Annotated in this window: 18 protein-coding genes; 12 read left to right on the plus strand and 6 right to left on the minus strand. The window is 58.3% G+C overall.

The genetic code is table 11. From position 1 onward, the window contains the following. From PG1C_RS01325 to PG1C_RS01335, 3 genes are all read left to right on the plus strand, one after another. Complete coding sequence (locus tag PG1C_RS01325; RefSeq protein WP_202635654.1) at positions 1-636, plus strand: SPOR domain-containing protein; 636 nt, start codon at positions 1-3, stop codon at positions 634-636. A gap of 86 nt (positions 637-722) precedes the next feature. Then, positions 723-1547, plus strand: coding sequence for an SDR family oxidoreductase (locus tag PG1C_RS01330; RefSeq protein WP_202635655.1), 825 nt, complete (start codon positions 723-725; stop codon positions 1545-1547). Positions 1548-1559: 12 nt separating this feature from the next. After that, positions 1560-2354: a helical backbone metal receptor gene (locus PG1C_RS01335; RefSeq protein WP_202635656.1), complete on the plus strand. Its 795-nt coding sequence runs from the start codon at positions 1560-1562 to the stop codon at positions 2352-2354. A gap of 120 nt (positions 2355-2474) precedes the next feature. On the opposite strand, the gene PG1C_RS01340 is transcribed toward PG1C_RS01335, so the two are convergent. Continuing rightward, complete coding sequence (locus tag PG1C_RS01340) at positions 2475-2687, minus strand: CopG family transcriptional regulator (RefSeq protein ID WP_202635657.1); 213 nt, start codon at positions 2685-2687, stop codon at positions 2475-2477. 123 nt (positions 2688-2810) lie between these two features. On the opposite strand from PG1C_RS01340, the gene hyfB reads away from it, so the two are divergent. From hyfB to PG1C_RS01375, 7 genes are read left to right on the plus strand one after another with little or no spacing between them, the layout of a single operon-like run. Next, positions 2811-4832 (plus strand): hydrogenase 4 subunit B, encoded by a 2022-nt coding sequence (hyfB, locus tag PG1C_RS01345; RefSeq protein ID WP_202635658.1) that lies wholly within the window; start codon positions 2811-2813, stop codon positions 4830-4832. Next, complete coding sequence (locus PG1C_RS01350; RefSeq protein ID WP_202635659.1) at positions 4829-5776, plus strand: respiratory chain complex I subunit 1 family protein; 948 nt, start codon at positions 4829-4831, stop codon at positions 5774-5776. The genes hyfB and PG1C_RS01350 overlap by 4 nt, the downstream gene beginning before the upstream one ends. A gap of 3 nt (positions 5777-5779) precedes the next feature. Continuing rightward, on the plus strand, positions 5780-6439 hold the full coding sequence (locus PG1C_RS01355; protein WP_202635660.1) for a formate hydrogenlyase: 660 nt from the start codon (positions 5780-5782) through the stop codon (positions 6437-6439). Continuing rightward, positions 6440-7894, plus strand: coding sequence for a hydrogenase 4 subunit F (locus PG1C_RS01360; RefSeq protein ID WP_202635661.1), 1455 nt, complete (start codon positions 6440-6442; stop codon positions 7892-7894). A 14-nt stretch (positions 7895-7908) separates the two neighbouring features. After that, on the plus strand, positions 7909-9465 hold the full coding sequence (locus PG1C_RS01365; RefSeq protein ID WP_202635662.1) for a hydrogenase large subunit: 1557 nt from the start codon (positions 7909-7911) through the stop codon (positions 9463-9465). Next, on the plus strand, positions 9465-10022 hold the full coding sequence (locus PG1C_RS01370; RefSeq protein WP_202635663.1) for an NADH-quinone oxidoreductase subunit B family protein: 558 nt from the start codon (positions 9465-9467) through the stop codon (positions 10020-10022). Before PG1C_RS01365 ends, PG1C_RS01370 begins: the two co-directional genes overlap by 1 nt. Further along, positions 10015-10848, plus strand: coding sequence for a spermine/spermidine synthase domain-containing protein (locus PG1C_RS01375; protein ID WP_237218244.1), 834 nt, complete (start codon positions 10015-10017; stop codon positions 10846-10848). The genes PG1C_RS01370 and PG1C_RS01375 overlap by 8 nt, the downstream gene beginning before the upstream one ends. A gap of 46 nt (positions 10849-10894) precedes the next feature. On the opposite strand, the gene cphA is transcribed toward PG1C_RS01375, so the two are convergent. Further along, positions 10895-13477 carry a cyanophycin synthetase gene (cphA, locus tag PG1C_RS01380; protein WP_202635664.1) on the minus strand — a complete coding sequence of 861 codons (2583 nt, stop codon included), beginning with the start codon at positions 13475-13477 and terminating at the stop codon, positions 10895-10897. A gap of 31 nt (positions 13478-13508) precedes the next feature. Next, positions 13509-15806, minus strand: a complete 2298-nt coding sequence (locus tag PG1C_RS01385) for a cyanophycin synthetase (protein WP_202635665.1) — start codon at positions 15804-15806, stop codon at positions 13509-13511. Between the two features lie 332 nt (positions 15807-16138). On the opposite strand from PG1C_RS01385, the gene PG1C_RS01390 reads away from it, so the two are divergent. Then, on the plus strand, positions 16139-18415 hold the full coding sequence (locus PG1C_RS01390; RefSeq protein ID WP_202635666.1) for a cyanophycin metabolism-associated ABC transporter: 2277 nt from the start codon (positions 16139-16141) through the stop codon (positions 18413-18415). Continuing rightward, positions 18412-18900, plus strand: a complete 489-nt coding sequence (locus PG1C_RS01395; RefSeq protein ID WP_202635667.1) for a cyanophycin metabolism-associated DUF1854 family protein — start codon at positions 18412-18414, stop codon at positions 18898-18900. Before PG1C_RS01390 ends, PG1C_RS01395 begins: the two co-directional genes overlap by 4 nt. A gap of 142 nt (positions 18901-19042) precedes the next feature. On the opposite strand, the gene PG1C_RS01400 is transcribed toward PG1C_RS01395, so the two are convergent. The 3 genes from PG1C_RS01400 to PG1C_RS01410 are packed head-to-tail and all read right to left on the minus strand — an operon-like array spanning position 19043 to position 22407. Continuing rightward, positions 19043-19555 carry a putative toxin-antitoxin system toxin component, PIN family gene (locus tag PG1C_RS01400; RefSeq protein ID WP_202635668.1) on the minus strand — a complete coding sequence of 171 codons (513 nt, stop codon included), beginning with the start codon at positions 19553-19555 and terminating at the stop codon, positions 19043-19045. A gap of 9 nt (positions 19556-19564) precedes the next feature. Then, complete coding sequence (locus tag PG1C_RS01405; protein ID WP_202635669.1) at positions 19565-21385, minus strand: PHA/PHB synthase family protein; 1821 nt, start codon at positions 21383-21385, stop codon at positions 19565-19567. An 8-nt stretch (positions 21386-21393) separates the two neighbouring features. After that, entirely contained in the window at positions 21394-22407 is a 1014-nt protein-coding gene (locus PG1C_RS01410; protein ID WP_202635670.1) for an MBL fold metallo-hydrolase, read from the minus strand. Positions 22408-22671 lie beyond the last annotated feature (264 nt).

Consider the following 22671-nt stretch of genomic DNA (forward strand, 5'->3'; position numbering starts at 1 on the left):
ATGAAAAACAATACCACCACCCAACGCGTCCCAGCCAAAAAAAGCAGCGGTAGTACGCTGACGGGCGTCTTTATCGGTTTGGTCATCGGTTTGGTGGTCGCGTTTATTCTGGTCTGGCTGTTCAACCGCATGCCCCTGCCATTTCGGAATCAAGAAATTTCTGCGCCTGCGACAGATAACGTGCCGACTCAATCAGCTATTTCTTTACCAGGCAAACCGGGCGAAAAACCACGCGAAAAACAGAAGCTTGAGTTCTACGATATTCTCGAAGGCAAGCAAGACCCGTCGGCCAATGCGGCATCCTCAGTGCCTAACAGGCCACCCGCTGCCACGGGTGATACCTCCACCGATGCACCTACCGAAGCGCCCATCGAAGCGAAACCGGTGGAGGTCTTTTTTCTTCAAGTGGGCTCATTTCAAAATAAGCAGGACGTGGACAATCTAAAAGCGAAACTCGCTTTACAGGGGTTTGAAGCCAGCGTACAGGAAATCACGATTGCAAATAAAGGGGTGATGCAGCGAGTACGCGTCGGCCCCTTCCCCAGCCTCGCAGAAATGAATCGTGCGCGAACTACCCTGGTGCAGGGTGGCATACAGACTACGGTGGTCAAGCAAAAAGAGCCCGCGGCACAATGAGTTTGGGTCACCGCGCGATGATGGTGTGCGCTGCCGTTGATTCATCTGCCGTAATCACTATCCAACTTATCCCTTAAGGCGAGCGCATGCGTGTTTTTATTACGGGCGCATCCAGTGGCATTGGTGAAGCGTTGGCGCGCCACTATGCAGCCAATGGCGCTCAATATGACACGCTCGGTATCCTTGGCATACTTGGTACGCCTGACACACCGGTCACACCCGCCACACTGGGCTTGGCGGCGCGTCGCCAGCGCCGACTTTTTGATCTGGTCGCTGAGCTGCCCGGCGTGCACGCGCCTTACCCGCTGGATGTGGCCGATGCGCCAGCGCTAGAAGCTGCTGCCGGGGATTTCATCGCGCGGTTTGGCTGTCCGGATATCGTGATCGCCAATGCGGGTATCTCAGTGGGCACGCTCACCGGCGAAGCGGAAGACCTGCCCGCCTTTCGCCGTGTGCTGGAAACCAACGTGCTAGGCATGGTGCATACCTTCGCCCCCTTTATCCAGGCCATGCAAGCACGCGGCAGCGGCACCTTGGTCGGTATTGCGTCAGTGGCGGGCATTCGCGGTCTGCCCGGTGCGGGCGCCTACTCTGCCTCAAAAGCCGCTGTTATCGCATATCTTGAAGCGTTGCGTGTTGAGTTGCGCAGCAGTGGGATCAAAGTTGTCACCCTCACACCCGGCTATATCGCCACCCCAATGACGGCAAAAAACCCCTACCCAATGCCTTTTCTGCTCCCTGCCGATGTCGCCGCCCGCCGTTTCGCCCGCACGATTGCTCGCGGCACACGCTATGCCGTGATTCCCTGGCAGATGGGTCTGGTGGCCAAGCTTTTGCGGCTGCTACCCAACCCGCTGTTCGATGTGTTGTTCGCTCGCGCTGGCAGAAAACCGCGCGGCCTCGATCTGTAACCCACACCGACGATGGCGCTGCTGGACGCTCTCGGCCACGAACACATCCCGTTTAACGGCACGCCGCGCATCGTCAGTCTGGTACCCAGCCTGACCGAGTTGATTTGCGATCTGGGCCTTGCCGATGCGCTAGTCGGACGCACCGGATTTTGTGTTCATCCCAAAGAAAGACTGCGTCGTGTGCCCAAAGTCGGCGGCACCAAAGACGTCAACGGCGACGCTGTGCGTGCCCTGGCGCCTACCCACCTGATTGCCGACATCGATGAAAACCGCCGTGAGCAGGTGGAAGAAATGATGGCTTTTGTGCCGCATGTGGTGGTTGTTCATCCGCGCACCGTGAATGATAACCGTGGGCTGTATGCCCTATTGGGTGCGATTTTTCGTCGTGATGATCAAGCCGCGCAGCTTGATGCCGATTTTTGCGCCGCGTGCGCGATGCTCATCACGCTAGCCGCCGCCCGCCCGCGTGAAACCGTGCTGTATCCGATCTGGCGCACGCCGTGGATGACAGTGTGTCGCGACACCTATATTGCCTCGATGCTTGCCGCTGCGGGCTGGGATACACTGCCCATCGACGCGCCAACGCGCTTCCCGGTATTTGAATGGGATGCGCCTTGGCTCACTCAAGTCGACCGCGTGCTGCTGCCATCAGAGCCCTTTGCTTTCACTGCCAGACATGTTACGGAAATTGCCGCCTTGAGTGGCAAGCCGGTGCAACGCATCGATGGCGAAATGGTCTCGTGGTATGGCAGTCGCGCTATTGCGGGGATGCGTTATCTGGCAGGACTGCGTCGACAGTCCGATTAAATCGCCGTCCCTCAAGGGGACTTTCCAGAGACGGCGCTGCATTCCCTGCGGTCAGCTCTGTACTTCCTACGGTCGGATTCAAAGTTTCGCGGCGTCCTGCCAGCGACGACTTTCGTCCGGTCAGCCGTCGTTCACGCCGCTCTTGCCCGTAGTCGCCGTTCCACGCAGCCAGTCGGGCAGCTCGCGTTCACTGGCGTTATCAATGATGTATTGCCGCATCAGTTTCCTCACCACTTGCGAAGCGGTGAGATCCTGGCTGGCGCAGATGTCCTCGAATATCTTTTTTTTCTGCGGATCAAGCAAAATGGTCAGGCGGGCGGTTCTATTTTCCATAGTTACACATTTTATGCGTGTACAATGATAATTGTAATTGTATATGGGTTTAATATAATTGTAAGCTCTGAGGCTTTTTAGCTGACCTAACGCTTTGGCTCGAATGAAGGTACAAAAGACGCAATGCTGCACTGGCTGACAACCGATTGGATACTGTGCGTGATTGCCGCCTGGCTGGTGCTGGGTTTTCTAGGTATCGCGGCATTGCGCCAGTTTGGAATCGTCGCCCGGATACTTTTCCCCCTCGGCGGCCTACTGGGTTTGGTGCTGGCCTTCGTCGCAGTACAAGGGCTTACTGGTGGCGTCGTGGAAGTCGCCATTCTGCCCATCGGCCTGCCGCAACTGCCGTTCCATCTGCGGCTCGACAGCCTTGCGTCTTTCTTTCTGTTCATCATCGGTGCCGCCGGTTTCGGCATTTCACTGTTCGCTGCCGGTTATTTCCGCAAGGGCGAAGGCACGCCGCCGGGTTTGCTGTGTTTTGAGTACCACGTCTTTCTCGCCAGCATGGCGCTGGTGGTGCTGGCGGATGATGCCTATGCCTTCATGGTGGCGTGGGAGAGTATGGCATTGTCATCCTACTTTCTGGTGACCGCCAACCACAAGGTGCCGGAAATCCGTGCCGCGGGTTTTCTTTATCTGCTGATCGCGCACGTCGGTGCCATTGCCATCCTGCTTTGCTTCGGCGTCTTGCAGGCGAATACGGGTGACTACACCTTCGCCAACATGCGGCTGCAAGCGCTTTCGCCGTTCTGGGCTTCGGCGGCCTTCCTGCTGGCCGTGTTCGGCTTTGGCGCCAAGGCCGGCATACTTCCGGTGCACGTCTGGTTGCCCGAGGCGCATCCGGCGGCACCTTCGCCGGTCTCGGCTTTGATGAGTGGCGTCATGCTGAAAATGGCGATTTATGGCCTGCTACGCGTGGCTTTTGACCTGCTGCACCTGCAATTGTGGTGGTGGGGCGTTGTGCTGTTGGCAATTGGCCTTGCCACGGCACTGTTTGGTGTCGTTTTCGCCACTGTGCAATCCGACATGAAACGCCTCCTGGCTTATTCTTCGATTGAAAACATTGGCCTGCTGTTCGCCGCCATGGGTCTCGGCCTGCTCTTTCGCGCCTACGGCATGACGGCACTCGCCGCACTGGCGCTTACTGCTTGTCTGTATCACGTCGCCAGCCATGCCTTTTTCAAGAGCCTGCTGTTTCTCACCACGGGCTCGGTGCTGCATGCCACCGGCGAGCGCAATCTGGGGCGTCTGGGTGGCCTGATACACTTTATGCCCTGGGTGGCCTGGCTGGCGCTAGTCGGGGTTTTCGCCAGTTCGGGCCTGCCGCCGTTTTCCGGCTTTGTCTCGGAATGGCTGCTGCTGCAAAGCTTCCTGTTCACCCCCGGCTTGCCGGATTCATTCCTCAACATGCTGGTGCCGATTGCCGCCGCCTCGGTCGCGCTCACCGCCGCACTGGCGGGTTACGCGATGGTGAAATTTTTCGGCGTGGTTTTTCTCGGCCAGCCGCGTGAGGAAAAACTGCGTGAAGCCCATGATGCAGGTGCCATGGAAAAAGCCGGCATGCTCTGGCTGGCGGCCTGGTGCGTTGCCCTCGGCCTGTTGCCGAACCTGATGCTCCAGTTCATCGATCCGGTGACCCAGATGCTGGTCGGCACGGGGTTGGCGAACCAAGCAGCGGCCAATGGCTGGTGGCTGCTCACCCCCACCTCGATCGAGCGGGCGAGTTACGGCCCGCTGTTCTTCCTGCTCGGCGTGGCCGCCGCCTGCGCCACAGCCTTCCTTCTGGTGCGCCTGTTCTACCACGGCCGTTTGCGGCGCGCGGCACCGTGGGGCTGCGGCTATCCGTGGCAAACGCCGCGCATGCAGGATACCGCCGAAGGTTATGGACAACCGATCCGACAAATCTTCGAACCCTTTTTCCGCATGGAGCGGCATCTGCCAGCGCCAGGCGATGCGCAACCCGAATACAAGGTCAGTGTCAGCGACAAGTTCTGGCACGGGTTGTATCTGCCTATTGCACGTGCCGTCGAATTCCTTGCTGCGCAGGTCGGCCGCCTGCAGCAGGGGCGGATTGCGATTTACCTGCTCTATAGTTTCATCACCCTGCTGTTCATGCTATTCATGGTGCCGGGGGTGAAAAAATGAGCCTTTCCAGCGTCTTTTCGCAATTTTTGGCAATCATCGCCGCCCTGCTCCTGGCACCCTTGCTCATGGGTTGGGTGAACCAGTGGCGGGCCTGGTTCGCCAACCGTTCGGGTCCCGGCCTGATGCAGCCTTATCGCATGCTACACAAGCTGTTCAACAAGGAATCCGTGGTGGCGGAAACAGCATCACCCCTGTTCCGCTTCGCCCCCTATGTCATCTTCGGTTGCATGCTGCTCGCCAGCGCCATCATCCCGACGCTATCCACCGACCTGCCACTTTCCTTCGCGGCTGATGCCATCGCCCTGGTCGGCCTGTTTTCCCTGGCGCGGGTGTTCATCGCGTTAGCGGCGATGGATATCGGCACCGCCTTTGGCACGCTGGGCGCGCGGCGTGAAATGCTGGTTGGCTTTCTTGCCGAGCCGGCGTTGCTCACCGTGTTGTTCACGGCTTCGCTCATCGGCCAATCCACGGCACTTGCCACTATCGTCGAAACCCTGACGCACAAGGAATTCGCCATTTACCCGAGCCTCGCTTTCGCCGGCATTGCCTTCACCTTTGTGTCCTTTGCCGAGAATGCGCGGGTTCCGGTCGATAATCCGGCCACCCACCTCGAATTGACCATGATCCACGAGGCGCTGATTCTGGAATACTCCGGGCGCCACTTGGCCCTGCTTGAATGGGCTGCGGCCTTGAAACTGTTTGCGTATTCCGCCGTTGGACTGGCGCTATTCTTTCCGTGGGGTATCGCCGAAGCGCGGGCGCCGCTGGCGATGCTCTACGCCCTGCCGGTGCTGGTGTTCAAGCTTGCTATTGGCGGCTTCCTGCTGGCGCTGATCGAAACACTCTCGGCCAAGATGCGCATCTTCCGTGTGCCGGAATTTCTGGCCACAGCGTTTCTCTTCGCGGTCATTGGCATGCTCACCCATATTCTGCTGGGCACCTGAACCATGACGGCATTGATTACTCAGCTCATCAACCTGTTTGCCGCCATGATTCTCATGCTGGCGTTCGCCATGCTGGCGCAGCGCCGCATTCTGAGCTTGATCCACCTCTTCGCCTTGCAGGGGCTGGCCGTAGTGGGTGCCACCACGGTCGTGGCTTACGTCACGGACCAGCACCATCTCTACTATTCGGCGGCGCTGACCTTGGCGCTCAAAGTATTTTTTATCCCCTGGCTGCTGCATCGCCTGATCAACCGCTTGAATGTGCGCTGGGACATCGAGACCCTGATCAACATTCCCAGCACGATGCTGATCGGCATTGTGCTGGTGGTCTTTGCTTTCAATCTGGCGCTGCCGATCGCGGAACTTTCGACGTCGATCAGCCGTGGCACGCTGGGTATCGCGCTGGCCTGTGTCCTGCTCTCGTTCATGATGATGATTACCCGCTCCAAGGCTGTACCCCAGGTGATTGGTTTTCTCGCCATGGAAAACGCCCTGGTTTTTGCTGCCACTTCAGCGACGCATGGCATGCCCATGATTGTTGAATTCGGCATTGCGCTTGACGTACTGGTCGGCGTTTTCATTCTCGGCGTGTTCATGTTCCAGATCAGGGAACAATTCGACAGCCTGGACATCCGTCATCTCGAAAGCCTCAAGGAAGATTAAATGAGCATCCTGATCTTGGTTTTCGCCATCCCCCTTGCCGGTGCGCTGGTGCTGGCCCTGATGGGCCATAGGCCCCAGGCGCGTAACGTCAATGTCATACTCAGTCTCGGCACCTTGCTCGCTGCAGCGCTGCTGACCGCCAAAATCATCGCCGAGGGCCCGTTGTTCGCACTTGACCGGCAGTTCTTCATCGACCCGCTGAATGTCTTTCTGGTGACGCTGACTGCTTTTGTCGGCTTTACCACATCGGTGTTTTCGCAGCCCTATATGCGCGTCGAGGAAGACCACGGCAAGATGACGCCAAACCGCATGCGGCTCTACTTCAGCATGTATCAGTTGTTCAACTTCACCATGCTGCTGGCGCTCACCACCAACAACATGGGCATCCTCTGGGTGGCGATGGAGGCGGCAACGCTGACCACGGTGCTGCTGGTTTCCATCTACCGCACGCCGGCCAGCCTTGAAGCGGCCTGGAAATACTTCATCCTTTGCGGTGTCGGCATCGCCCAGGCGCTGTTTGGCACCATCCTGCTTTATATGGCGGCCGAGCGGGTGATCGGCAATGGGGCCGACGCCCTGTTGTGGACCAACCTCGATGCGGTCAAGACCCAGCTCAATCCATCCGTCATGGCGCTGGCCTTCGTTTTTCTGCTGGTCGGCTATGGCACCAAGGTCGGGCTCGTACCCTTGCACAACTGGCTGCCGGATGCCCATGCCGAAGGCCCGACGCCGATCTCTGCGGTGCTCTCCGGCCTTTTGCTGAATGTCGCGCTGTACGCCGTGATCCGCTGCAAGGTACTGACTGACGGTGCCCTCGCCAACCGGTTTGCCGGCGACCTGATGGTGGGTTTCGGCCTGCTCTCGGTCGTTGCCGCCGCCTTCTTCCTGTCCCGCCAGAAAGACGTCAAACGCATGTTTTCGTATTCATCAATTGAGCACATGGGGCTGATGACTTTTGCCTTCGGCATGGGCGGGCCGATCGCCAATTTTGCAGGCCTTCTGCACATGACAGTGCATTCGCTGATCAAGTCGGCGATCTTTTTCTCCGTCGGCCATGCCGCACAGAAGGCGGGGACGCAGATCATGGACAATATCCGCGGCTTGATCAAGGTCAGCCCCACCGTCGGCTGGGGCCTGATGCTGGGTTCGCTGGCGATTCTCGGCATGCCGCCCTTCGGTGTATTTGCCAGTGAGTTTCTCATCCTGACCAGTGCCATGCGCCAGTTGCCGTGGGCGACACCCTTCCTCCTGCTGGGATTGGGCGTTGCTTTTGCGGCCATTTTCAGCCGCGTGCAACCGATGGTTTTTGGTGAAACTACCGTCAAACCGCTGGCCCATCCACCGACCTTGTTGCCGGTTTTTGTGCACCTTGGGCTGGGATTGATGCTGGGCTTTTACATTCCGCCCTATCTGAATAACTGGTATATGCAAGCTGCCCGCATCATTGGCGGCTGAGGTGGGTTGAGACCATGAAAATCGCCGACTTGAACCTGAATCTTGCACCCTTGCCCGCCCCCTTTCCACTGGTGCGCGGCGAGGTTTGCGCCAGCGAATGGTCAGCGGTCGCGCTGACCATCGCAGAAAATCACGGCCGCCTTGTTACGCTCTGGGGCAGCGACGATCGCCACGGCGAAGCCGGTCACTTTGTTGTTTCCGCCGTCTATGCCGTCGAGAACGGGACGCTGCTCTGGCTCGATTTGCCCCTTCCCGACCAGCAACTGAATTATCCCGACATCGCCGGCATTTTCCCTTACGCCTCCCACATGCAGCGCGCCGTAGCCGATCTGCTCGGCCTTGTCGCCGAAGGTGCCAGCGACACGCGCCCCTGGCTCAATCACGGCGCCTGGCCGATGGATTACTTTCCCTTGCGACGGGAGTTTACGGGCACCGAAGTGCGCGACTGGCCGGCCGTCACCGATTATCCTTTCGTCTCGGTTGCCGGCGATGGCGTGCATGAAATTGCCGTCGGTCCGGTGCATGCCGGCATCATCGAACCCGGCCACTTCCGCTTTGCGGTGGTCGGCGAGAAAACGCTGCGCCTGGAAGAACGGCTCGGCTACACCCACAAGGGAATCGACAAACGCTTCGAACATCTGCCAGCCAGCGAAGGGTATCGGCTGGCTGGCCGCGTCTCGGGTGATTCGACGGTGGCGTATGCCTGGGCTTATTGCATGGCGTTGGAGGCAGTGTGGAACTGGCAGGTTCCCGCCCGCGCCTTGTGGCTACGCGCGCTGATGCTGGAACGCGAACGGGTGGCGAACCATCTCGGCGATCTGGGTGCGCTAGGCAACGATGCCGCGTTCGGCTTTGGCTTGTCCCAGTTCATGCGCCTCAAGGAAGACTGGCTACGCCTGAATAAAACCTTGTTCGGCCATCGTTTCATGATGGATCGCATCGTGCCCGGTGGCGTCGCCTTCGACCCCGATACCGCCGCCTGCGCAAAAATCACTGCCCAGTGCGATGCCATCGAAGCCGAAGTGCGCGAGCTGCATGCCATCTACGACGATCATGCCGGCCTGCAGGATCGTTTCCTGACCACCGGACGCGTCACCACGGAACTGGCTAACCAGCTCGGCCTGACCGGTCTTGCCGCCCGCGCCAGCGGCGTTCCGCGTGATGTACGTATCGACTTCCCGGCACCTCCCTATGACGAACTGGCGGTCAACATCGCCTGTCGCAACAGCGGCGATGTCGCCGCACGGGTGGCGGTGCGCTTTGATGAGTTACTGGAGTCGCTGCAACTGCTCCGCCAGATCGTCCGCCGGCTGCCCGACGGAGCGGTTATCGCAGCGCCGGATAACGGTATGCCTGAAGGCCGCGGCGCTGGCTGGGTCGAGGGATGGCGCGGCGGGATTTTCGTCGCCCTGACGGTAGAGAAGGAAAACCGCATCCGTCGCTGTCACTGTCATGATCCTTCATGGCAAAACTGGCCGGTGCTGGAATATGCGGCGATCGGCAACATCGTGCCCGACTTTCCGCTCATCAATAAATCTTTCAACCTTAGTTATTCGGGGCATGACCGCTGATGTGGAAAATACTTAAACGGATTGCCAAAACCGGTATCGCCACCGAAACGCCACCCGATTTACAAAAAGTCGGCGCTGGCGAGACGGCGGCGACGCAGCGCATCCACGACGAGATACTGCAAATCCTCGGCCGTGCGCTGACCATCCGCGAAGTCGATGCCGGCAGTTGCAATGGGTGCGAACTGGAACTCAATGCCCTCAACAATGTTTACTACAACCTTGAAGGACTGGGCATCAAGTTCGTCGCCAGCCCGCGCCATGCCGACCTGCTGCTGGTTACCGGGCCTGTCTCGCGCAACATGGCGCTGGCATTGCAGCGGACCTACGATGCGATACCCGAACCCAAGCTGGTCGTCGCCGTTGGCGATTGCGCCATCAACGGCGGTATCTTCGGCGAAAGCTATGCCACGCTCGGCGGTGTCGCCAAGATGCTGCCCGTCGATCACGTCATTCCCGGCTGCCCGCCAGAACCCATCGCGATCCTCCAGGGCATCCTGACGGCGGTGCGTTATCGCCTCGGTACGCGCGCTGCTGCTGATTCTGCCGGTCATGCCTGAGATGACATTGAGCGCCCTGCTGCAATATATTTACGGTGATATGCCATCCCTGCCCGCCGGTCGTACTGACACTCCTTTTCTAAGCAAGAGCAATGGCCATCTGAGCCTGCATTTTGATTATCTTGCGATTCAGAGCGAGATGCACATCGATACACCCGACGCACTGGCGCTTGGCTATACCCGTACCATGATGGGCTTCTTGCTGTTTCAGCCGCAACCAAAACATATCGCGATGATTGGTCTTGGCGGCGGCTCGCTGGCCAAATATTGTCTGCGCCACCTGCCAGAAACGCAATTCACCGCCGTGGAAATCAACCCGGCAATTCTCGAATTTCGTCAGGCGTTCCACATTCCCGACGACGAACCGCGGTTTCGCATCCTCTGCGCCGACGGCGCCGATTACATGCGGTGCGACGAAGATGGCCCACTGGACGTTTTGTTGCTCGACGGTTTCGATGGCCATTGCCCGCCGACGCAGCTGTGCACGCCGGACTTCTATGCCGATTGCCACGCCCGGCTGACACCCGGCGGCATTATGGTGGCCAACTATTGGAGCAGTGATCGCGACTGTATGGACTACATTGCGCGGATTCGGGGGTGCTTCGCCGGTCAGGTGGTTGTGATCGATGCGTGCGAGCCCGGCAACAAGATCGTGTTTGCCGGCAAGGGCGGCAACTTTCCACCTGATGCGGCGACGCTGCTGGAACGCGCCATCGAGCCCGATACGCGCCACCCCATAAAATTGCATGCAACAGCGCAAAAGCTGCTAAAGCAACTGCGTCAGACTGGATGGCTAACGCGCCGACGTTCCGCTAGCGCCGCGTAGAAAATCTGCCTGCGCCGCTGAATTTGCAGCACCCTACCGTTTCTTGCTATCCAGCCGCCACGCGTTGCGCGATGTGCGCCAGAGCTTCTTCAATTTGATCAATCAGGATCAGGCATAGATCGCCGGGCGCAAGGCCCGCGAGGGCCTGGTCGATGGCGCGGAACTCGCCGTGAATTTCTTCCACAATTTGTGTGCGTGTGGCACCAGCGAGCCCCTCGCGCAGCAGCGCCAGCGTTTCACCCGGCGCGCGGCCGCGTTGGCAGGCATCTTCATACAGCACGAGGCGATCAAATACTGCACCGAGCAATTGGCTTTGGTGGCGGATATCTTCGTCACGGCGATCACCGGCGGCGCTGATAACGGCAGTGCGCCGCTTGCCTGGCATCACCTCAACGGCTCGCACCAGCGCCACAATGGCGTCTGGATTGTGGCCGTAGTCGGCAATGAGTGTCGCGCCACGATAATCGAAGACATTAAAGCGGCCAGGCACGGTGGCTGCGTCGCTGATAAAACTCGCCAGGCCACGCCGCACGGTGGCCCAGTCCAGCCCCAGTGCCCAGACGGCGGCAATGGCGGCCATGACATTTTCCACCTGAAAGGTTAGCGCCCCCGCGTGCGTGAGCGGAATGTCCGCCAGGGGGAAACGCGCAACAACTTCGCCCTCGGCGGCGACCAGCTCGACCCCGTCGCGAAACACCACGCGCTGTTGGCGTGCACGATGCGAGGCCAGCACCGGGTGATGGCCGTCAGCGGCGAAAAAAGTCACTGCGCTGGGGCAATACGCCGCCTTGCGCGCCACGATCGGATCGGCCGCATTCAGGACGGTCATGCCGGTAGGCGCGACGTTATCCACGATGACACGCTTGACCACGGCCAGATCCTCCACCGTGGTGATGTAGTTGAGGCCCAGATGATCGCCCAGCCCGATGTTGGTGACTACCGCGACATCGCAGTGATCAAAGGCCAGGCCTTCACGCAGGATACCGCCACGTGCGGTTTCCAGCACCGCTGCATCCACGTCGGGATGCAGCAGCACATTGCGCGCACTTTTCGGCCCGCTGCAGTCTCCGCTGTCGATGCGGCGGCCAGCGATATATACGCCATCGGTGGTGGTCATGCCCACGCGCCGTCCGGCCACTGTTTGCAAATGCGCGATCAGGCGCACGGTGGTGGTTTTGCCGTTGGTGCCGGCCACCGCCACCAGCGGGATGCGGCCATTCTTACCCGCCGGAAACAGTTGCTCGATGATGGCCTCGCCCACCGCACGGCCCTTTCCGTATGAGGGCGCCAAATGCATGCGCAGGCCCGGCGCAGCATTCACTTCGACAATGCCGCCACCTTGTGCTTCGAGCGGGCGGGTGACCGTGCCACACACCACATCAACGCCGCAGATATCCAGCCCCACCATGGTGGCTGCGGCAATGGCGCGGGCGGCAAGTTGCGGGTGGACGTCATCGGTAACATCGGTGGCTGTACCGCCGGTAGATAAATTGGCGTTGTTGCGCAACACCACGCGCTGGCCTTGGCTCGGCACAGATTCCGGTGTGAGCCTTTGATGACGTAAGGTCGCCAGAGCAATCTCATCGAGGCGGATTTTAGTCAGTGAGGTGGCATGCCCTTCCCCGCGGCGTGGGTCGCGATTCACGGCCTCGACCAAGGCCCGAATGCTCTGTTGACCATCGCCAATGACCTGCGGCGGATCGCGGCGCGCGGCCGCCACCAGACGATCGCCTACCACCAGCAGACGAAAATCATGGCCGGGAAAATAGCGCTCTACCAGCACATCGTCGCTGATGTTCGCGGCCATCGCATAAGCCGCCAACACGGCCTCGCGCGAGCGGATATCCACTGTGACCCCCTTGCCCTGGTTGCCGTCCTGTGGCTTGATAACCACTGAGCTGCCGCTGTGGCGCATGATCTCCTGCGCCGCTGTCCACGCGGATTCAGCATCATTCACGGGGCGCCCCTCCGGCACGGGAACGCCAGCGGCGAGCAGCAGTTGCTTGGTGAGTTGCTTGTCCTGCGCGATGCTCTCGGCAATCGCTGAGGTGCGATCAATCTCTGCCGCTTGAATTCGGCGCTGCCGCGCGCCCCAGCCAAATTGCACCAGGCTGCCGGAAGTCAGGCGCCGATAAGGGATGCCTCGCGCCACGGCGGCATCGACAATCGCGCCAGTGCTGGGGCCGAGACGCTCGTCTTCATCCAGTGCACGTAAACGGGCAAGGGCGTCTGCGGCATCAAAGGGCAGGTCATCACGTGCGGCATAGTACAAGGCTAGCGCCTGCTCAAAAGCCAAGCGGCCGACAGCCTCTTCGCTGTATTCGACCACGACTTGATACACGCCATCTTCCACAGTGGAGGCGCAGCGGTAAAACGTCACCGGACAACCGGCGCTGTTTTGCAGTGAGAGTGCAGCGATGGCGATCAGCTCGGGCAGCGGAATGGCAGTCGCCTCACCTGCGGCACGCAAGGCGCCAAGTGCCGGAAAACGGGTTTGTACACGCGCTTCGATGCCGGGAAAGTCCGCCAGCGTACGTTCGCTTCGCGGGCAGGCGATGGTCGCCTCCATGGCCGTATGGCGACCCCACAGATTAGGGCCACGCAAGGCACGCAAACGAATAATGTCCATGAAGAATTAACGTAAGAAAGTAAATTTAAATTTAAAAAGTTTCAATGCCGGTGCGCAGGGTAGCTAGTGGCACATTCAGCGCCCAGGCCGCGCCTATGGCGGCGAGCAGTGGAGTTAATGTTTCATTGGTTACCGGCACCCAAGGGGGCTTGCTTCGCGGCGTATTACCATCTGCTACGGCGAAGAGAGCGTTTTTTGCTCGACCGCCTTGTAGCGCAGTTGCTTCATCAGCGCCGACTTTTTGTCCAGCCATATGCGGTGGTAGATCACTCAGATCAAGCAGCGTGGTCTCGCCACTGGCATCCGCCAGAATGATCGTGTCCGCACGCATGAGCACAGCCCGCCCACCTTGGGCGCGATGTGTCGCGATAGCGGCTGCGGCAGCCTCTGCGGCAGCCGCATCTTCGCCCGCATCTTCACGCGTTGTTGCCGCGAAAAAAATCACTTCGCCATCACACAACGCCGCCATGTCACGCACTAACGGGCAGGCTGCGTTGAGCACCGCGACACCGCTGGGCAACACGACATCAACCTGGGTGCGCACGACATTAAACAGTCGCTCAGGCGAATCGATGTGATACGCCGGTAGCAAAGCCGCGGGATCAAGCGCCGTCACTACACCTACTTGGCAGCGGTCATAGGCGAGCCCTTCGTTCAGCATAGTCTCGATGGAATTTTCAATCACCACGACTTCTGTCTGGCGATTGATCAACAAGGTCTGTGCCGCAGCCCCCGGCGACAAACTTTGTGTTGTTACGGCAAGCGTGCCGAGAAACACGCCCTGCGCACAGGCTAACCCGGTGGTTTGGCCAGTCAGGCGCAGAATGTGATCCAGCCGCTGCGCCGCGAGTGTGGCACCCGCGCTGCCGGTAATGCCTACCAGTGGAATACGGCTCTCGCTCCCCTCTGGGAATAGGTAATCCACAATCGCTGGCCCGACCGGGCGCGGTTGCCCAGAGGCGGGCTTGAGATGCATCAGCAGCCCCGGCCCGGCATTCACCTCGACAATCGCACCGCCCTGGGCGGCGAGCGGTTGCGCGATGTCAGTTGCCACCAGATCGATGCCCGCGATATCCAGCCCGACGATGCGCGCTGCCAGCGCCGCCAGCGCGGTGGTATCGGGGTGCACGTCGTCGGTGCAATCAAAGGCCACATTGCCGTTGCGTTGAATGAGCAGGCGTTTGCCGGCGGCTGGCACCGCATCAATGGCCGAGCCTTGGCGCGTGAGTTCGAGCGCAACTGCCGGGTCGTCATGAATGCGATTAAGCGGGCACGCTTCGTCCGTGCCGCGACGCGGGTCGTTATTGATTTGCTGATCAATCAATTGCTGCACCGTGGATTGGCCATTGCCCACTACCCAGGCTTCTTCGCCACGTGCGGCGGCAACCAGTTTGCCGCCCACCACCAGCAAGCGATGTTCGATGCCGGGAATAAACCGCTCGACCAGCACCTCGCTGCCACGGGCAGCTTCTTGCGCGAGGGTAAAAGCCGCCTCGATGTCTTCGCGGCGCGAGAGGTTAACCGAAACACCACGGCCATGATTGCCATCGACCGGTTTGATCGCCACGGGCGCGTTGATGGATTGCGCTTCCTCCCAGGCCTCGGTGGCGCTTTTGACAATGCTGCCTTCGGGCACCGGCACGCCGCAGGCACGCAGCAGCGTGTTGGTGAGCGCTTTGTCGCTGGAAATGCTTTCGGCAATGGCTGAGGTGGCGTCCGTTTCAGCCGTCCAGATGCGGCGGCTGTGCATGCCATAGCCTAGTTGAACAAGATTCCCTTCATTGAGGCGAATCACCGGAATACGCCGGTGCTTGGCCGTAGCGGCCTCGACGATGGCTTGGGTGCTGGGGCCGAGCAGCAAACGGTCGGCCATCTGCGCGATGTGCGCCACGGCGACAGCTACATCGAATGCAGTCGCGTTGATCGCGGCTAACACCAGATCGCGTCCGTAGAGCAAGGCCTGGCGGGTGATGTCTTCATGCCAGCAGCGTACTGCCACCTTATACACCCCGCGCTGCGAGGTGCTGCGCGCCTTGCCAAAACCGCCCGGCATGCCGGCCAGATTTTGCAGTTCAAGCGTGACATGCTCGAGAATATGCGCCGGCCACGTGCCTTCTTCCAGCCGCTTGAGAAAACCGCCGTGTTCGCCATAGCTGCACCGATGCTCGATGAGCGAGGGCAGCAGAGTGGTCAGGCGATCATTAAAGCCGGGTATCGTGTTTGAAGGCGAGTCTTCCAGCGCGCCAATATCAACCCAGGCCTCCATAACGGGGCGGTAAGTCCAAAGATTAGGGCCGCGCAGGGTAATGAAATTAAGAAATTCGATCACAGAATCAGGTGCCTTTCGCCGTCTGGCGGGGTGATTGTTGTTGTCAGTTAATTTTTGTTATGCGCGTACGATGCTCGCCGTGTTGTCCAGAAACGTCCAGAGACGGGTTCCCGGAAACGGGTTCAAAAAAAGATTCAAACCAGCACCGACTTTTTACTCGGTGCAAGAAAAATCCAGGCAGAAAACAGAGAAAGAAACACGATGCATTTCGCGTGCACGCTAACTCAAATCGCTTAACGCGCGGTGAGTCGATTTGCTGACAAGCCGCAATCTGCCGCAAGCACGGTATGATTCCGCCCCATGCCCTGCGGCGACATTTTTTAAAAAACATCATGGTATCTGCAAGCCCTTCTGATGGCCTGCCACCGGCCTGGCGCGCCACTGTCCTGGCAACGTTACGGCCCGAAGAGTCGCTGTTAGCCTCGGTTGAACTGGATATGAGCGTATCTCTTCAGTTTGGTGACGGACTCGTGGCGTTGACCAGTCAGCGGTTGCTGGCAAGTGACGATAGTGCTGATCGTGCGTCCTGGGCGTCTTGGCCGCTGCAGGCGGAATTGCACTTGCAGCGCTTTGACCATGCGGGCATCGGTACGCTGGCGCTTAGTGACGCTAACGGGCGCATCGCGCATTGGCGCTACACGCTGGCGCGTGCGACCGTCGTCAAACAGCTGGTCGATGCCTTCACCGCCCAGCTTGCCAGCCTGACCAGTGGAGCCGCACGGGTCGCCAGCCCCGATGTGCTGTGCCCGATGTGCCAGACCCCGCTCACTCCCGGCCAGGAAGGCTGCCCGACCTGTGCCCGTAATTTGCAGGCACCCCCTTCGACGCTGACGCTGCTGCGTTTATGGCGCTTTGCCCAGCCTTACCGATGGCAACTGCTGGCTGGATTTTTATTGATGCTGGGTGGCACGGCAGCCACGCTTATTCCGCCGTATCTGACCATGCCGCTGATGGATGAGGTGCTCATTCCTTACCAGAACGGGGTGCCGATTAACCCGCAAAAAATTGCGCTGTATCTTGGCGGCCTGGGTTTGGCGGCGATCTTTGCCTGGGCGATGAGCTGGGCCAAAACCTATATTCTGGCGCTGGTGTCCGAACGCATTGGCGCTGATTTACGCACGACAACCTACGAACATCTGCTTAAACTCTCGCTGGAATATTTCGGCGCAAAACGCACGGGCGATTTGATGTCGCGCATTGGCAGTGAATCTGACCGCATCTGCGTTTTTCTCTCGCTGCATCTGCTCGATTTCGCCACCGATGTGCTGATGATAGCCATGACCGCGCTGGTCCTTTTTTCGATCAACCCGTGGCTGGCGGTGGTCACATTACTACCCCTGCCTTTTATCGCCTGGATGATTCATCTGGTGCGCAACCGGCTGCGCTATGGTTTTGAGCAGATTGATCGCGTCTGGTCTGAGGTCACTTCGGTACTGGCCGACACCATTCCCGGCGTGCGTGTGGTGAAAGCTTTCGCGCAGGAAAAACGGGAAGGTCAACGGTTTCGTGAAGCCAACGCGCATAACCTGATGGTGAATGACCGGTTGAATAAAACATGGTCGCTATTCTCTCCCACGGTTGGATTGCTCACCGAACTGGGCCTGTTGGTCGTATGGGGTTTTGGTATCTGGCAGGTCTCAAAAAACCAGATTACCGTGGGTGTGCTGACGGCCTTTATTGCCTACATCAGCCGCTTTTACGGTCGATTGGATTCGATGAGCCGCATTGTTTCGGTAACGCAAAAAGCGGCGGCGGGCGCCAAGCGTATTTTCGATATCCTCGACCATGTATCGAGTGTGCCTGAGCCCACTCATCCGCAGCATTTGCCAGCCATCGCAGGCCACATCACGGTGCGTGATGTCGGCTTTCGCTATGGCAGCCGCAGCGTGCTGGGCGGGGTCTCGCTTGACATTCGCGCGGGCGAAATGATTGGCCTGGTGGGGCACAGCGGCTCGGGCAAGAGCACGCTGGTGAATCTGATTTGTCGTTTCTATGATGTGAGTGAAGGCGCGATTCTGATTGATGGCGTGGATATTCGATCGTTGCCCGTGGTGGAATATCGTCGTCATATTGGTCTGGTATTGCAGGAGCCGTTCCTCTTTTTTGGTACCATTGCTGACAATATCGCCTATGGTAAACCCGATGCCTCGCGGGCGGAAATCGTTGCCGCAGCGCGTGCCGCGCATGCACACGAATTCATCCTGCGACTGCCGCATGGTTACGATTCGCTGGTTGGCGAGCGCGGCCAGGCGCTCTCAGGCGGCGAGCGGCAGCGTATTTCGATTGCTCGGGCACTGTTGATCGACCCGAAAATTCTGATTCTCGATGAGGCGACGTCCGCCGTCGATACCGAAACCGAGCTGGAAATCCAGAGTGCGCTGGATAACCTGATTCGTGGCCGCACCACCATCGCCATCGCGCATCGTTTGTCTACTTTGCGCACGGCCGATCGGCTGGTGGTGATGGATCACGGCAGGATTGTCGAGATCGGCCCGCACGATGAGTTGCTAGCGCGGCAGGCCGCTTACTGGCGGCTGTACACCGCGCAAACCAAGCAGCTCGACGCGCTCGAAGGGCGCGACGATGAAACAGCAGCAGATGAGCTATGAGTGACTACCAGCTGACCCGTAATACGTTTGGCCAGTTAGTGCTGACTACGACCGCAGGGGCGGTTTATGAGGACGTAGTGCCGGTGCGGGCTTTTGCGCTTTCCGCGCCCGATGAGGGCATCGCCCTGGTGGACCGCCACGGGCGTGAGTTGTGGTGGCTGACGCGGCTTGCCGAGTGTGCGCCGCCTGTGCGTCTGCTGATCGAAGAAGCCTTGGCCGAGCGGGATTTCATGCCGGAAATTCTCGCTATCCGTAAAGTATCGACCTATGCCACGCCAAGCCGCTGGCAGGTGGAGACGGATCGCGGCTCGACCACGCTGACGCTAAAAAGTGAAGACGATATTCGGCGTTTAAAGTTCGGCAGTCACTCCAATGCCCAACCCAATGGCCTACTCATTGCTGACAGCCATGGCTTGCAATTTCTGATTCGCGATCGCACAAAGCTTGACCGCACTAGCCAGCATTTTCTGAGTCGCTTTTTATAGGTTGTTTTGTGGCCGTTTTTTTGTAGTTAGCTTGCCGTCCTCCAAGAGGACTTTTCCAAAATTTTGCGCCGTATCACCAGCGCCGACTTTTTTCAGCACCGTCCAAAACGGACTTTTGAATCCGCCTCTGGACAAGACTTTTTTAGAATGTCGCGAGCGCAGCCTCGGGGGTGAGTATGCGAAACAGATTGCGCAACCGGTCACGCCGCGCCAGCACCAGCAGGGCTTTGTCGCTAGTCACCAGCCAATCGGCCGAGCTATCCCGTGCTGCTTCGAGAAATTTTTGATCATCAGGGTCTTGGCATTGCGGCAAAGCAGATGTGCTGGCGGCCGCGCCTACCGCAAGCAGCGTTGGGGCGAGCGTGACGCAGCGGGCGTAGTGGGTGTATGCCGCGTGTCGCTCGGCGCACGCCAAACCAAACTGCGGATAAGCCAGCACCCGCTCGAATTCAGCCAGGCAGGAGTCGCTGCTGACAGCGCACCATTGTCCGTTCTCGATGCGCTCGCGTAGCGCGGTAAAGCGGCTATCGGCAAAAACATACAGCGAGACCAATACATTCGTATCCAGCACTACCCGCAAACTCTTGCGGGTAGTGCTGTCAATGGGTTGATCAGCGAATGAGGCAGCGATTTGCCCTGATAAACCTAAAGTCACGTGGGTGGGTCAAGCCTGCACGTCAAGACGGAGCTTGGCATAGGAGCCAGGTGCGTCGTCCAGCACCTTGAATTTGCCTTTGACGGGGTGGCGCGCTGGCACTTGTTCGCTGTTCAGCTGCGTAATCCAGGTCTGCCAGTCGGTCCACCATGAGCCTTCGTGTTTTTTGGCAGCACTTAGCCAATCATCCGCGCTGGCGGGCAAGGTTTTTTTCTTGCCGCCGCGTTTTTCTTCATGCGTCCAGTAGCCATATTTTCCGGCACTCGGGGGGTTGACGATGCCGGCAATATGCCCCGAGCCGCCGAGCACGAAGCGCACCGGGCCGCTGAATAAGGCCGTACCCAGATAGGTGCTTTTCCAGGGTGCGATATGGTCTTCAATAGTGGAAATAAAATAACTGGGCGTGGTGACTTTTGTGAGGTCAATTGGCGTATCGAGCAGGGTGATACCGCCCGGTTCCTTGAGCAGATTTTTCAGATACATGTTGCGCAAATACTCGCTATGCATTTTGTAAGGCATGCGCGTGGAATCCGAGTTCCAGTAGAGAAGATCAAAGGGGAAGGGGGCTTTGCCCATCAGGTAGTTATTCACCACAAACGACCAGATTAAATCGTTCGAGCGCAGCATGTTAAAGGCGCTGGCCATTTCACTGCCGTCCAGATAGCCGCGCTCTTGCATTTTCTTCTCGAGTGAGGTGACTTGACTGTCGTCAATGAACACGCCCAGATCGCCCGGCTGTGAAAAATCAAGCATGGTGACAAAGAATGTTGCCGAAGCGATGCGCTGGTCTTTTTTTGCAGCCATGTAGCCCATGGTGGAAGCGAGCAGCGTGCCGCCCAGGCAATACCCGATCAGGTTAATTTCTTTTTCGCTCGTTTGTTTGCACACGGCGTCGATCGCTGCGAGTGAGCCTTCTGAAAGGTAATCGGCAAAACTTTTTTCTGCCAGGCGAGCATCCGGATTGACCCAGGAAATCACAAACACCGAATGCCCCTGATCGGTGGCCCATTTAATGAATGAATTGGCAGGACGCAGATCAAGGATGTAATACTTATTGATCCAGGGCGGAATAATCAGCAGCGGACGCTTGAATTGCTCTTTGGTCGTTGGCTCGAACTGCAATAACTGGATCAGCTCATTCTGGAAAACGACTTTACCCGGTGTGGCCCCAACATTTTTCCCGAGCGTAAAAGCTTGCGGGTCGGCCATCTTGATGCGCAACTGACCATCGCCTGCTTCGATGTCGCGCAGCAGATTGTTAAACCCGTTAAGCAGGTTCTGGCCGTGGGTATCCATTGTTTCGCGGACAACCGCAGGGTTGGTCATAGCGAAGTTGGACGGGGAGAGTGCATCAACAAATTGATGGGTAAAAAAGTTCACTTTCTGTTGTGCATGGGCATCCAGCCCATCAACGTCGCTGACTATATCGTAAATATGGCGTGCGGTGACAAGATAGCTTTGTTTGATGAAGTCAAATAAAAAGCTTTCGTCCCACTGGGTATCCTTGAAGCGGTTATCGCCTTTTGGCGGAGTCACCAGGGGTGATGTCTCAGAACCCATGGCGCGTAGCATCGCGTGTTGCCACAGAGAAAGGTAATCCCAAGCCAGGCTCATTTGCGCTTGCGCCAGTTTGTGGGGGTTGGCGAGCACTTTGGAGAACATGTCGGTAAATGCCTGCATCACCCCTAAGTCGTCTGCCGGAGGTGTGATGCCTTTTTGTATCTGGCGTTGCATATGTTCTGTAATCAGCTTTGCCGCCCGCTGGGCTACCTCCGCATACATATTGGCAGGGTTCTGTGGGGCCGGAAGTTGTGGCGCTTGGTTCGACATGGTTTCCCCTAACTGGTAAAGCGAATCAAGTCGGTATTTTCTAAACGTTGCATTTTTCCTGCATGTACCAGATAGTTCAAATGGGCGATAGCTTCACCCATGGCAAACATGGTTTGATGCGGGTCGCTGAATTCGCGCTCAAACAGGGCAGGAATGATTTCGGCGGCACTAAACGCATTGCCTTTACAGGCGTTAAGCAAAATCTCACAACGCTCAGCATGATGCGTATGCAGTTGCGCGACACGGCCGTGTAATCCACGAAAGGGTCTGCCGTGCGAAGGCAGCACCAGCGTGTCGGGTGGTAACTCAAGAAAGCGATCAATGGAATCAAGAAACAGCTTCAACGGGTTGCCGTAAGGATTCGCCGGGTGCACCGAGATGTTGGTGGAAATGCGCGGCAACAACATGTCACCAGAAATCAGTACGTGCAATTCATCGCAATACAGGCTCATATGTTCAGCCGCATGACCATAGCCAACGATGGTGCGCCAGTCATGTTTGCCAATACGCAGGACATCATCCGCAAACAGCTGGTGGTAGCGCTCGGGCAATGCAGGCACGCCACTCTTGTAAGCATTGCCGCGCTGCTCAAAGGCTGCTGCGCTGGCTTGACTCAACCCATGACTGATAAAAAATTTGATCAGATCAGTCGTTGAAAAGGGGCTGATACCGGCATTAATTAATTTTGCGGTGAGGTAATCCCCCTGCGACATCCAGAGGGGTGTTCCTTTCTCCTGCTCCAACCAGCTGGCCATGCCGACATGATCGGGATGCAGATGGGTAACGATGGCGCGAGTGAGTGTGCGGTGCGCTAAAAGCGTGTTCCATGCGTCACGTACCTCCGGCGTTGCAATGCCGGTGTCGACAGTTGCGTATCCCGCTCCTTCAGCGAGCAACCATAAATTGATATGGTTCAAGGCAAACGGCAGCGGCATGCAGATCCATTCAATGCCCGGCATAATCGGAACAGCAATGCCTGCGGCAGGTGAGGTGTCGTGCGAGTAAATCAGTGGCGCGTTCATGGGGGAAGTTTTTCGTCGGCTTGTTGCCCTGCTATAGTATTTGGAATCAGAATAAAACGTGGATGAGGTTGTTTGGTAAACCCTGTTTTACTAAGTGGTTAGGCATGCGTGCCATGTTATCGGATTTTCACTGTCCCGGCTGTCCGTCAGGTTGTCGGGCGTTGCGTATCGAACGGCACAGCCCGTGTCGTTTGCAGTATTAACAAGAAGGCCAACAAAGAAGACAAGCAGAAGACAAACAGAAGACAAACACAGGGAACATCG

It is taken from the genome of Rugosibacter aromaticivorans (assembly GCF_000934545.1).
GTDB classification, from domain to species: Bacteria; Pseudomonadota; Gammaproteobacteria; order Burkholderiales; family Rhodocyclaceae; genus Rugosibacter; species Rugosibacter aromaticivorans.